Genomic DNA, 12,384 nt, shown 5'->3' with positions numbered 1-12,384 from the left:
CTCCCGTGCGTCGTCCGCCGGGATCCGGCCGCAGCGGGGCCCACGTCAGGGTTCCCGTCGGCCTACCATGGCCGGGTGCGGATGCGGGTGCGGATCGCGTTGGGTCTGGCCGTGGCCGGCGTCCTCGCCGGCCCGGTCGCCGTGCTCGGCGTCCACGTCCTCCATCCCCGGGACGAGGACGGGTACCTGGCCTACCTCAAGCAGTACGGCGACCCGAGCAGCGACGCCCCGGTGCCGGTGCTGCCGCCCGCGGGCGACCTGATCGCCGAGGGCGACGCCGCCTGCTCCTGGATGCGTGAGCAACCGCACGCGCTCTGGCGGGCCGACTCGCAGTACCACTTCCACCCCGTCCTCGAACGCTATCTGCGGCACGTCGCCGACCGCCCGCTGAGCTGGGGCGACGCCGTCCCCAAGCACAGGTCGGTGACGGCCGCCGCGTGGGCGTACCTCTGTCCGGCCGATTGGGAGCTGCGTCAGCCCCGCCGCCGCCCTTTCGCGCCACCGTCGGACTGACCGGGCGGTCGGGGCCCGGCGTGGCATCCACGCCGGGCCCCGACAAACGGTTACCTGAAGCTGACAGTCGGCTCCAGCGTGACTTCGAACAGTCGGTCCCAGGGCAGGTCGATGCGGACGCTGTCCAGTGCGGACAGCTTGGCGGTGAAGGTTCGTGCGCCACGCCGGCCAAGAATGATCGGGTGGCCGGCGAAGTGCTCGGCGAAGTATCGCCGGGTGATCGGTTCGAGCCGTTCCCGTACCCAGCCGTCGAAGTAGGATTTCTGTTCCGCGGTGAGGCTCAGGGGGTTCCAGCCCTGGGCGCGGGCGTGCGCGTACGCCTCGGTCTGCACGATGTTCTTCCACGGGTCGTCCTTGACGAACCGGTAGAGCAGGTACGCCGCGTGCGCCCGGCCCGGCGCTGCCATCGCCGGCACGCCGAAGCCGGACGTCGAGCGGCGCAGGTATGCCCAACGCGCGGTGCCGTGCCCCAGCGCCAGCCCGAGCGCGTTGCCGCCGGTGTTCCAGCCGGAGTAGGACAGCAGCGCGGCCAGGTCGAGACCGGCTTCCATCCGCGCGACCAGTTCGTGGTCGGCCTTGTTGACGATCACGGGGTCTACGACGATGACCTGCGCGTCTGACGACACGAGCGCGTCGATCCGGGACACGAAGGCGTCGAGGTCGGCACCGCGCTTTGCAGCTGTCGCCGACGGTGTGTTGACCGCGAGCACGATGTCGGCCCTGCCATTGACCACGGTGCCGCCGACCGAGCGCACGTGTCGCCGGATGTTCTCGGCGAACGGGATACCCTCCAGCGCCGCGGTCCAGGTTTCGCCGGAGATGCCGGCGTACTCGATCCGGTAGGTGGGTGCCGTGCCGGCGGCGATCACCCGGGCTACCAGCAGAGCATCGACCTCGTCGGCACCAGGGAAGATCTCCACACGGTCGGTGACGCCGAGTTCGGCGGCGAGCTGTTCCAGCGCCACCCGTTCGGCACGAGCCAGGCCGACCGGCGCAGTGTCGTCCTCGGACAACACGAGGTGGCTGATGGTGCCGTCGGCCACCCACTCGACCATCAGGCGGTTGATCTCGTGATTGCGGGCGCGTGCGGCCAGGTAGTCCGCGACGATCCCGTCCGGGATTGCGGCGCGAGCCTTGTCCAGCTGCGTCCGCAGCTGCTCCTGACCCAGGTTCTCCACCTGGTCGTACAGCTTGGCCCAGGTGACCAGCGCGGTGATGTAGGCGTCGAGTGGTGTGCCGGTCGAGGTGAGGGCCAGTCGCTGGATGGTGTCGTGGACCTCGATCACAGCGTTGGGCTGCGCGGCACGCAGGGCCCTGATCGCGGCGACGTTGGCGCGCGCCTGTTCCGGCGTCGGGGTGGCCGTCCGCGAGGCGACCAGGCCGCCGTACGCGAGCATGCTCACCGATATCACGTAGGCGTCGACGTGGAGGGTGCCGAGCCAGTCGGCGATGGCGGCGCCGTCGCCGGGTACGAAGAACCGGCCGAGCAGCTCGGCCGGAGGCAGCTGCAGCGTCACTCCGGCGCTGGCCGCGGTCATCAATGAGCAGTACGTGTTGACGGGCCGGTCGTCCAGGGGCACCAGGGCGATTCGGGCGGCACTGGCCTGCTGCTTGCCGGTGGTGGCGCGGGCGGGCGCACCGAGGGCCACGGCGGCGAGACCGCCGACACCGGTGGCGAGGAGGGTACGTCTTCTCACAGGGCTTTCCTTTCCAGGGCGATGACCGTCCCGGCGAGGGTGGCCGGGAAGGGCCGTTGGGTGATCCACGGGAGCGAGGTGACGGCGTTGCCGATGACCAGCGCCCCGGGTCCGTGCTACTTGCTTCCTCTCGTTCTCGTGCGTCGAACGGCTGGCGTGGCCGTTCGGTTCGTCGGGCGGATCAGATCTGACGTGGACCGAGCGTCTGCCCTGGGACCATGGCGCAGGGCAGCAGTCGCTGGTGGTCGTCGCTGGTGCCGTGCAGAACGTCGACCAGCACCTCGACCGCCTGCCAGCCCATCTCGCGGCGGGGGATCCGCAGGCAGGTGAGGGCCGGTTCGAGCCTGCCCGGCCCGTCCTCCTCGCCGAGCCCGACCAGCGACAGGTCCTCTGGCACCCGCAGCCCACACGCCAGCGCTGCCCCGTGCAGGGCCACCGCGTCCGCCGGAAGCTCACAGAACACGGCGGTGACGCCGGCCGCGAGGAGCGCCGCGAGGAGGTCCGCCGGGTCCCGGCCGGCGCTGCGCTCGTGCAGCACATCCGGCACCACCGCCCGTAGCCCGCCGAGCCGGTCGACTGCGGACTCGACGCCCTCGCCCGAGCCGGCGTACGCGATTCGGCGGTGCCCCAACGCGACGGCACGACGGGCAAGCTCGCTGGTGGCGCCGGCGTAGTCGGCGCCGACGCATGGCACCCGGCCCGGCGCGGTCCCGTCGATGTCGACGTCGTCGCGCCGGCCGACCGAGACGAAGGCGTGCCCTTCCCGGACCAGCCGGGTCAGCTCCTCCCGCGGGGTCTCGCGTCCCAGCAGGACACAGCCGTCGGCCAGGCGGAGCCGGTTGTTCTCGTGGAAGATGCGTCGGGCGCCGTCGGTGACCGGCGCGCTGGTGAACAGCAGCAGGTCGCAGCCGAGGCTTTCGGCGCATGCCTCGATGCCCTGTAGGAACGGGTGGTAGAAGTCGGCGCTGCCGGCCGGGAAGACCAGCTCGTAGGTGAAGATTCCGAGGATCTGGTTGTGCTGCCGCAGCAGGCTGCGTGCCAGCGGGTCGGCGACGTAGCCCGTCTCCCGGATCACTTGGAGCACCCGCTCGCGCGTCGCCGGCGCGATGCGCGATGCCGCCTCGGAGTTGTTGGTCAGAACGAGCGACACGGTCGTCTGGCTCACTCCCGCACGGCGGGCAATGTCACGCTGAGTGATCCTTCCGCCGTGATTCGTCGGCGCTCCCGCCATGCCGGGTCCCATCGCTAATTCGTATTGCCGGGATGCACTTGGCGAGGAGTTTGCCGAGGTGGGCCGCAGTCCGTCAAGAGGTTGTGCGCCAGTAATTCGTATTGCTGACGCTCGGAGCGGAGGCTGTTGGCGCTCCGTCACCGTTCGACAACCCGGTGCTCGAGACTCGAAGCCTCGTCGCCGTGTGTGACGACAGTCGGTCTGGCACCGTCGGCATTACCTCCTGGGGCACAGCCGTGCCCGGTGGGGGCCGCGCAGATCCGGTCTCGATGGTCTGGCCGAAGTTCAACAACGTGTCCGCCGACAAGGTGCACGGTGAGGGCGCGACGCTGGGCGTCGGCGCGGGATTCAGCGTCGGCAGCTATCGGCAGGCGGCTGTCGCGGAAAACAGCGGCTACATCATGCGGGTACGCCGCGGCAAGTATCTCAACGGCATTGAGTGCCGCTGCTGACCGGCTCATCGGTCCTGACTGTTGCGGTGTCCACGCGAGGTGGACACCGCAACGGTCCGTCCGCCCACAAGCCGCCGGTGAGCTGCCGGTGCGGTGGGCGGCGGCCCGCACCACCGTCCCGTGGCCGCAATATAGCCGCATCTGAATGCAGCAATGTTAGGGTTTCGGAAGGCTGCTGAGTGGCAATCTCTCAACCCGCCGCCGAACGACGTTCTCGGGGGTGGGACGGCGAGGTCGGGCAGGATGGATGGGACGGTGTTCATGACCGCAGACGAGTGCGGCAGAGCGGTGCTGGTATTCACGTACAACAGCGCCGGTCTGTTCAACCCGTTACTCAGTATCGTGGGTGAGCTGAAGGCCCGAGGTGTCAAGAAGGTCTGGTTCGCGTCGACCGAGGACCGCCGGGCGGACGTCGAAGCGCTCTCCGGCCCGGGTGAGGTTACTTTCGTCTCGCTCGGCGAGGCCCTCCCGCAGTCGTCACCGGAGACCTGGGACGACACGACATATCAGGCCCTGACCAGCGGCGACCGGGCGGTCAGGTTCGTCCGGTACATCGACGTCTGCACCGATTACGACCACATACAGCGGCTCTACCTGCGCTGCCTGGAGGTCATCGACGACGTCGGGCCTGCGGTGGCCGTGGTGGACAGCCAGGCGAGTTGGGCGATGGACGCGGCGCAGACCCGGCAGGTGCCCTTCCTGGTGAGCATCTCGACGCCGCCGTCCAATTTCCTCCAGGAGATGTTGCCACCCCGCTATCCCGCCCCGTTCTCCGGGCTGCCGCAGCGGATGACGCCCCAGCAGCAGGCGGCCAACGCCAGCTTCCGGAGCAGGATGGTGCGGGCGTTCGTGGAGCCGGACCGGCTGCGGCGGAACATCGTCGCCATGGCCCGTCGCAAGGAAGCCGGTCTGCGTAATCCGGAGATGCGACCGGCGCACTATCTCGGGGATGCCGTGGCGCTCATGTCGTACACGGTCTTCGGCTTCGAGTACCCGTTCGAGACCGCTCCGGCGACCCTGCGGATGCTCGGTCCGGTGGTGCCCAGGGAGTTGCCGCCGGTCGAGCAGGACGACGGACTGAACCGCTGGCTGGACGACCATCCCTCAGTGGTCTACGTCGGGTTCGGTACCATCATGCGACCGTCCGAGGCGCAGGTGCGGGCGGTCGTCGAGGTCGCGGAGCGGCTCGGGCCGGAGCACGCCGTGCTCTGGAAGCTGTCCGCGGACCACCAGCGCCTCCTCCCGTCCGCGGCACGGTTGCCGGGCAACCTTCGGGTGGAGGAGTGGCTGCCCTCCCAGCTTCGGGTGCTGGCCCACCCGCACGTGCGGGTCTTCTTCAACCACGGTGCCGCCAACGCCATCCACGAGGCCATCTACTTCGCCACCCCACAGCTGATGATGCCGTTCTGGCTGGACTGTCCCGACGGCGCGGTGCGCGCGGTCGACAGCGGGTTCGCGCTGGCCGTCGAGCTGACCGACCCCCTGGACGTCGAGGACATCCTCGCCAAGCTCAGGAGACTGCTGAGCGAGGACTCGTTCCGGGAACGGGCGGAGCTGTTCAGCCAGCGGATGCGGCAGGCCGGTGGGGTCACCGTCGCCGCCGACCTCGTGCTGCGGCACCGCGACGAGGCGGCGGCCCACCGTACCGCCCCGGCGGCGGTCGGCTGAGCCTCGGCTCGTACCCGCACCGGAGCCGCCTCTCGGCGGCCGTCGGCTGTACATCGCCCGGTCCCGGTCACCCGGGGCTCGGGCGAGCACGCCCCTGCGGCAGCCGCGGAGGGTGGCATCGGGATGTCCCTTCCGCGGTCGGCGACTCGCGTCGGTCGCCGGTCAGTCCTCCCGGTAGGTGGCCAGGTCGAAGTCGGCGTAGCCGCCGTCGCCGCCGAGGTCCTGCACCCACAGGCCGAGGAACGCCCCGGTGAAACCCCAGGCCGCCGGCTCCCCGTCGATGATCAGCGCGGCGTGTTCGTCGGACAGGATCGTCGCGTCGAGGTCCACCGGTAGCTGCCGCCAGCCGGTGCCGAGGTCGTAGCAGAAGCGCACGGCGGGCCCGTCGAACACCGCCCGCAGCCCGACCCGGGCGACGCCGGTGGCATCGACCGTCAGCCCGGGGTACGGGGTGCGCCGCCCGCTGTCGGAGCTGAGCAGCTCCAGCACGGTCCGGCCGTCGTCGGCGCGGGTCAGGTAGAGGTGGTGCCAGTTGAGGGTGTTGTAGTAGGCGGTGATCCCGGCCAACTGGAGATGGTCGAGCGGGTCGAACTCGACCACGGTCTCCAGGGAGCACCGCGCCGCGCCGACGCGCCGCGCGACCAGGCTGGGGGTCTGCCGGCCCACCGGCGACTGCCCGCCGTGGATCCGCAGGTGGGACGGTCGGGTCCGCAGGTCCACCCAGTCCGCGGTGGCGGGCCGGCGCAACGTCGACCACCCCGGGTGGAGCTGCGCGGCGTCGAAGTGGTCGGTGGCGGGATCGGCCGGCCACGGGTGCGTGGGAAGGTCGGGCGCCGGGACCTCGTCCGCCGGCACGCCCCCGGGTACGCGGGGCCAGCCCTCCGGGGCCCACTCGACCCGCTGGATCGCGGTCTCCCGGCCCAGCACGCAGTTGCCCAGCGGGGTGTAGGGGCGACCGATCAGGTGGGCCAGGTACCAGTCGCCGTGCGGGGTGCGGACCAGGCTGCCGTGGCCGGCCTTCTGCAACCGCAGGTCGGGCCGGCCCACGGAGGTCAGCAGCGGCCCGGCCGGGTCCACCTCGTACGGCCCGAACAGCTCACGGGACCGGGCCACTGTGACCTGGTGCTCCCAGCTCGTGCCCCCCTCGGCGGTGACCAGCCAGTACCAGCCGTCGTGGCGGTACAGGTGCGGGCCCTCGGTGAGCCCGACCGAGGTGCCGGTGAACAGCAGGCGGGGCCGGCCGGCGAGGCGCCGCGCGGCCCGGTCGTAGCGCTGGATCTCGATGCCGGCGAAGCGGTCGCGCCCGGGTCGCCAGTCCGCGCTCATGCTCAGCAGCCAGCTGGAGCCGTCGTCGTCGTGGAACAGCGAGGCGTCGAAACCGCGCCCGTGCAGTGCCACCGGATCCGACCAGGGGCCCGCGATGTCGGGTGCGGTGACCAGGTAGTTCTGCGGGTCCCAGTAGCCGCTGGCGAAGCTGGCCACATCGCTGTACACGAGGAGGAACTCGCCGTCGTGGTGGGACAGGTCGGGCGCCCACACCCCGTTGGAGTCGCCGCAGCCGCGCAAATCGAGCAGGCGGCGCTCGGTGATGATCCCGCCCAGTGCCCGCCAGTGCACGAGGTCCCGGGAGTGGTGCACGCGGACCCCGGGATACCACTCGAACGTCGAGGTGGCCAGGTAGTAGTCGTTGTCGACCCGCAGGATCGACGGGTCCGGGTGGAACCCGGTGAGGACGGGGTTGCGGATCGACCGGGCAGCGGTCGCCACGTCAGCGGTCTCGGTCGACACGTCGGCTCCTCTGGTGTGGCTCTCGGCAAACTTCCGGATGCTCGACCCGGAATCTCGGTGGATGACGACCACGGTAGCCGTTTGTGTCGCCATAGGACAGACCCCTTGACCCGGGTAGAAGCTACGTCGTAGCGTGCCGGCCATCGATCGGTAATACCGACCGAAGCACCGAAAGTTCCGGAGATCCACCTTCGATACCCGCCGGCTGGATCGGCATCCGAGCACCTCGTGAGTCCCCGAAGGGATGGACCATGACCGCGCACCTCTCCCGCAGAACGCTGCTCGGCCTCGTCGGCGCCGGTGCCGGCGCCTATCTGCTCACCGGCTGCGGCGATGGGGAGTCCGGCGACCCGGACGCTCCGCAGGCCGTCAACTGGTGGCACATCCAGAACACCGAGCCGATGCTGCCGGTGTGGGCGGCGATGGCCCAGGAGTACCAGGGCGCACACCCCAACGTCACCGTCGAGGTCCAGCCGCTGGAGAACGAGGCGTTCAAGGCCAAGCTGACCACCGCCACCCAGGCCGGGTCCCCGCCCGACCTGTTCCAGTCCTGGGGCGGCGGCGTGCTCAAGCAGCAGGTGGACGCGGGCCTGGTCAAGGACCTCACCGACGACGTGCGGCCCTGGATCGGCGGCCTGCTGCCCGCCGCCGTGCAGCCGTTCACCGTCGACGGCAAGATCTACGGCGTCCCGTTCGACGTCGGCATGGTCGGCTTCTGGTACAACAAGGACCTCTTCGCCGCCGCGGGCGTCACCGCCGGACCCACCACCTGGGCCGGGGTCCTCGACGCGGTCCGCAGGCTCAAGGCCGCCGGGACCGTTCCGATCGCGCTGGCCGGCAAGGAGAAGTGGCCGGCCCACTACTACTGGGCGTACCTGGCGATGCGCATCGGCGGGCTCGGCGCCCTGCAACAGGCCGCCAAGGACAACAACTTCGACACCCCCGACTTCGTCGCCGCCGGCGACCGGCTCAAGGAACTGGTCGACCTGCAACCGTTCCAGAAGGGCTTCCTCGGCGCGGACTACAGCTCACCGGACGGGCAGGCCGCCACCATGGGCAACGGTCGCGCGGCCATGGAACTGATGGGCCAGTGGGCCCCGTCGGTGCAGGCCTCGGCCTCCACCGGCAAGAAGGGCCTCGGCGACAAACTCGGCTTCTTCCCGTTCCCCGCCGTCGACGGCGGCAAGGGCTCCGCCTCGGAGGCGTTCGGCGGCGGCAACGGCTTCGCCGTCGGTAAGGACGCCCCCGCCGCGGCCGTCGACTTCCTCAAGACCCTGCTCACCGCCGACAACCAGCGCAGGGCCGCCAGGACCGGCGCGGTGCTGCCGACGGTCAGGGACGCCACCGACGCCATCTCCGACCCCAACAACAAGGTCGTCGCGGCGAGCCTGGCCGGTGCCACCGGCTTCCAGCTCTACCTCGACCAGGCGTACCCGCCCGCAGTCGGCCAGCAGGTCAACGACAGCGTCGCCGAGCTGATCGCCGGCTCCAAGACGCCCGCGCAGATCGTCAAGGACATCACCACGGTGGCGAAGAGCCAGTAGGCATGGCCACCCCCCGCCGGCCGGGCCGCCGTGGCGTCCTCGCCGTCTTCCTGACCCCGTCCCTGGTGCTCTTCCTGCTGCTGGTCATTGCCCCGATCGTGGTGGCCAGCTACGCCAGCCTGTACAAGTGGAACGGCTTCGGACTGCCGGAGAACTACGTTGGGCTGGACAACTACACCCGCGCCCTCGGCGACCCGACCTTCCGCGGTGACCTGTGGCGCGGGCTCGTGCTGATCGTGCTGTCGCTGGTGGTCCAGCTGCCCGCCGCGCTGGGCCTGGCCATGCTCCTCAACCAGCCGTTGCGGGGTCGCGGCGTCTACCGGCTGGTCTTCTTCGCCCCGTACGTGCTCTCCGAGGTCACCACCGCGGTCCTGTTCACCCTGGTCTTCTCGCCCAACCGAGGGCTGGGCGAGGCGATCTCGCGGTGGCTGGGCGCCGACGCCGGGGCGGTCTTCGCCGACCCGGACACCGTGCTGGTCGCCGTCTTCATGGTCGTCTCCTGGAAGTACTTCGGCCTGTACATGATGCTCTTCCTGGCCGCCCGGCAGGGCATCCCCAAGGAACTGTCCGAGGCGGCCACCACCGACGGCGCCAGCTCCTGGCAGGCCTTCCGGCACGTCACCCTGCCCCTGCTCGGACCGACGATCCGGATCAGCGTGTTCCTGTCGGTCATCGGCACCATCCAGCTGTTCGACATGGTCTGGGTGCTCACCGGCGGCGGCCCGATCCACTCCTCGGAGACCATGGCGGTGACGATGTACCAGTACGGCTTCCGCCGGTTCGAGGTCGGCTACGCCAGCGCGATCAGCATCATCATGTTCGTCCTGAGTCTCGTCTTCGCCCTCTTCTACCAGCGCGTCGTCATGCGCCGTGACACCGAGGGCGCGCTCACCACGCAAGGAGTCCAGCGTTGACCGGCCCTGCGAACCCGGCCCTGCGGGCCCGCCGCCTCGTGCTGCATCTCGTCTGCGTCGCCGTCGGCGCGCTCATCGTCGTACCGGTCTGGTTCGGGGTGCTCGGCGGGTTCAAGGACAACGGGCAGCTCTCCACCAACCCGCTCGGCTGGCCCGACCCCTGGGTGACCGGGAACTACACCGGCATCCTCGCCTCCGGCGTGTTCTGGCGACAGCTCGGCAACAGCGTCCTCATCGCCGTGACCAGCGCCCTCGTCGTCGTCGGCGCGGCGGCGCTGGCCTCGTTCGTCTTCGCGCGCTTCGCCTTCCGGGGCCGGGAACTGCTGTTCACCCTGTTCGCGGTCGGGCTGATGTTCCCGTTCGCGGTGGCCATCCTGCCGCTGTTCGTCCTGCTGCGCGGCCTGGGCCTGCTGGACAACCCGCTCGGGGTGATCCTGCCCCAGGCCGCGTTCGGGCTGCCGGTCACCATCATCATCCTGCGCCAGTTCTTCCGCACCATCCCCGGCGAGGTCGAGGAGGCCGCGATCCTCGACGGGTGCACCCCCTTCGGGTTCTTCTGGCGGATCCTGCTGCCGATGGCCCGGCCCGCCCTGGCCACCGTGTCGGTGCTGGCCATCGTGACCAGTTGGAACAACTTCATGCTTCCGCTGGTCGTGTTCACCGACCAGAGCTGGTGGACCCTTCCCGTCGGGGTCCAGGCCTTCCAGGGCCAGTACGCCGACGACACCGCCCGGGTGCTCGCGTACGTGGTGCTGTCCATGCTGCCGGCGCTGGGTTTCTACGCCGTGGCCGAACGCCAGCTCATCGGCGGCCTGGCCGGCAGCGTGAAGGGGTGAGGCGCACCCGCTGCGGTAGCCTTCTGCGACCGTAGGCTCCCCGAGGCGAAAGGGCGGACCGTGGGCCCCGACAACAGCCGGAACGTCACCATCGCGATGATCGCGCGCCTGGCCGGCGTCTCCGTGCCCACCGTCTCCCGGGTCATCAACGGCCGCTCCGACGTCGCCCCCCAGACCCGGGAACGCGTCGAGGAACTGCTCACCCGGCACGGCTACCGCCGCCGTTCGCCGCGCCGGCGGCCCAGTACCGCCCTGATCGACCTGGTCTTCAACGACCTCGACAGCCCCTGGGCGGTGGAGATCATCCGAGGGGTGGAGGACGTCGCGCACAGCAGCGGAGCCGGCACCGTCGTCTCGGCCATCCACCGGCGCACCTCCTCGGCCAAGCAGTGGCTCGACAACATGCGTACCCGCTCGACCGAAGGGGTCATCTTCGTGACCTCGATGGTCGCGCCCCCGTTGCAGGCCGAGCTGCGCCGGCTCAACGTTCCGGTGGTCATCGTCGACCCCGCCGGGGTGGCTCCGCAGGAGGCGCCCACCATCGGCGCCACCAACTGGGCGGGCAGCCTCGGCGCCAACCAGTACCTGCTCGGCCTCGGTCACCGCCGCATCGGCTTCATCGCCGGCCCGCCGCAGCTGATGTGCAGCCGCGCGCGGATGGACGGCTACCGGGCGGCGCTCGACGCGGCCGGCGTCGCCGTCGACGACGCGCTGATCCGCCCCGGCAACTTCTACCACGAGTCCGGCTACTCGGCCGGCGCACAACTGCTGGCGCTGCCCGACCCGCCGACCGCCATCTTCGCCTCCAGCGACCAGATGGCGCTCGGCGTCTACGAGGCGGTCCGCAAACGTGGCCTACGGGTGCCCGACGACATCAGCGTGGTCGGCTTCGACGACCTGCCCGAGGTCCGGTGGTGCTCCCCGCCGCTGACCACGGTCCGCCAACCGCTGGCCGAGATGGGCATGCTGGCCGCGCGCACCGTGCTGCGGCTGGCTCAGGGCGAGAAGATCGAGAGCCCCCGCCTCGAACTCGCCACCGAACTCGTCGTACGCGACAGCACCGCACCACCCCGTCAGCGATGACGCCCGGCCAACCGACCAGCCCGCGCGCCCGCCGCAACCGACTCCTCCGCGTTGGCCTCGTGCTCGGCGCGGTCGGGGTCGTCGTCGCCGTCGCCGCGGTCGTCGTCCCGCTGCTGCTGCCGCCGGGCCCGCGCCCGTCCTTCCAGCTCCCCGTCGCGTGCGGCGAGACCTGGCAGCTCGGCACCTACCCGGGCCACGACGACTACGACGTCGACCTGTTCCCCACCGAGGGCGAGGCGTGGGGGCGGCCGGTGCTCGCGTCCGACGCCGGCACGGTCACCGAGGCGGGGATCAACGGGTCCCTCGGCGGGCGCACCCGTGCCGACCCGGACGGCCCGCGCGGCCGGGGCGGCGGCTACTGGGTGAAGATCGACCACGGCGGCAAGTGGGAGACGCAGTACCTCCACCTGCTCGAACCGCCGCTGGTCCGGGTCGGCCAGCGGGTCGCCCGGGGCGAGCAGATCGGGCGGGTCGGCAGCACCGGCAACTCCGGGGCGCCGCACCTGCACTACGAGCAGCACCGGGGCTGGCAGAAGGTGGAGACCCACTTCGACGGCTCACCGTCGGGCATCACCCACGACGACACCGAGTACACGGTCACGCGTACCAGCAACAACTGCGGCCCCGGGGCGCCGTAGCCGCTGACCGCCGGCCGCTC

At 70.7% G+C, this 12,384-nt stretch carries 11 protein-coding genes; 8 read left to right on the top strand and 3 right to left on the bottom strand.

Features of this window, described 5'->3' with window-relative positions:
- Positions 1 to 81 precede the first annotated feature (81 nt).
- Complete coding sequence (locus tag OG559_RS29460; RefSeq protein ID WP_405117067.1) at positions 82 to 513, top strand: hypothetical protein; 432 nt, start codon at positions 82 to 84, stop codon at positions 511 to 513.
- Positions 514 to 563: 50 nt separating this feature from the next.
- On the opposite strand, the gene OG559_RS29455 is transcribed toward OG559_RS29460, so the two are convergent.
- Both OG559_RS29455 and OG559_RS29450 read right to left on the bottom strand, forming a co-directional pair.
- Complete coding sequence (locus OG559_RS29455; RefSeq protein ID WP_405109894.1) at positions 564 to 2,210, bottom strand: DUF4127 family protein; 1,647 nt, start codon at positions 2,208 to 2,210, stop codon at positions 564 to 566.
- A gap of 181 nt (positions 2,211 to 2,391) precedes the next feature.
- Positions 2,392 to 3,441 carry a LacI family DNA-binding transcriptional regulator gene (locus OG559_RS29450; protein ID WP_405117064.1) on the bottom strand — a complete coding sequence of 350 codons (1,050 nt, stop codon included), beginning with the start codon at positions 3,439 to 3,441 and terminating at the stop codon, positions 2,392 to 2,394.
- A gap of 101 nt (positions 3,442 to 3,542) precedes the next feature.
- Between OG559_RS29450 and OG559_RS29445 the strand changes: the two genes are divergently transcribed.
- Entirely contained in the window at positions 3,543 to 3,893 is a 351-nt protein-coding gene (locus OG559_RS29445) for a hypothetical protein (protein ID WP_405109891.1), read from the top strand.
- Positions 3,894 to 4,154: 261 nt separating this feature from the next.
- The gene (locus tag OG559_RS29440; protein WP_405117061.1) at positions 4,155 to 5,561 is read left to right on the top strand and encodes a glycosyltransferase; all 1,407 of its coding nucleotides are present in this window, start codon (positions 4,155 to 4,157) and stop codon (positions 5,559 to 5,561) included.
- A gap of 162 nt (positions 5,562 to 5,723) precedes the next feature.
- On the opposite strand, the gene OG559_RS29435 is transcribed toward OG559_RS29440, so the two are convergent.
- Complete coding sequence (locus OG559_RS29435) at positions 5,724 to 7,349, bottom strand: glycoside hydrolase family 43 protein (protein ID WP_405109889.1); 1,626 nt, start codon at positions 7,347 to 7,349, stop codon at positions 5,724 to 5,726.
- Positions 7,350 to 7,600: 251 nt separating this feature from the next.
- Between OG559_RS29435 and OG559_RS29430 the strand changes: the two genes are divergently transcribed.
- The 5 genes from OG559_RS29430 (at position 7,601) to OG559_RS29410 (ending at position 12,364) form a co-directional block, all read left to right on the top strand.
- Complete coding sequence (locus tag OG559_RS29430) at positions 7,601 to 8,893, top strand: extracellular solute-binding protein (RefSeq protein ID WP_405109886.1); 1,293 nt, start codon at positions 7,601 to 7,603, stop codon at positions 8,891 to 8,893.
- A gap of 2 nt (positions 8,894 to 8,895) precedes the next feature.
- Positions 8,896 to 9,807, top strand: coding sequence for a carbohydrate ABC transporter permease (locus tag OG559_RS29425; protein WP_405109883.1), 912 nt, complete (start codon positions 8,896 to 8,898; stop codon positions 9,805 to 9,807).
- Positions 9,804 to 10,643 (top strand): carbohydrate ABC transporter permease, encoded by an 840-nt coding sequence (locus OG559_RS29420; protein WP_405109880.1) that lies wholly within the window; start codon positions 9,804 to 9,806, stop codon positions 10,641 to 10,643. Before OG559_RS29425 ends, OG559_RS29420 begins: the two co-directional genes overlap by 4 nt.
- A gap of 96 nt (positions 10,644 to 10,739) precedes the next feature.
- On the top strand, positions 10,740 to 11,726 hold the full coding sequence (locus OG559_RS29415; RefSeq protein WP_405117059.1) for a LacI family DNA-binding transcriptional regulator: 987 nt from the start codon (positions 10,740 to 10,742) through the stop codon (positions 11,724 to 11,726).
- The gene (locus tag OG559_RS29410) at positions 11,723 to 12,364 is read left to right on the top strand and encodes a M23 family metallopeptidase (RefSeq protein WP_405109877.1); all 642 of its coding nucleotides are present in this window, start codon (positions 11,723 to 11,725) and stop codon (positions 12,362 to 12,364) included. Before OG559_RS29415 ends, OG559_RS29410 begins: the two co-directional genes overlap by 4 nt.
- Positions 12,365 to 12,384: the final 20 nt, after the last annotated feature.

The sequence above is a fragment of the Micromonospora sp. NBC_01405 genome (assembly GCF_045040155.1).
In the GTDB taxonomy this organism is placed as follows: Bacteria; Actinomycetota; Actinomycetes; order Mycobacteriales; family Micromonosporaceae; genus Micromonospora.
The sequence above is the reverse complement of the archived record's forward strand: the minus strand, read 5'-3'. Positions and strand labels throughout refer to the sequence as shown.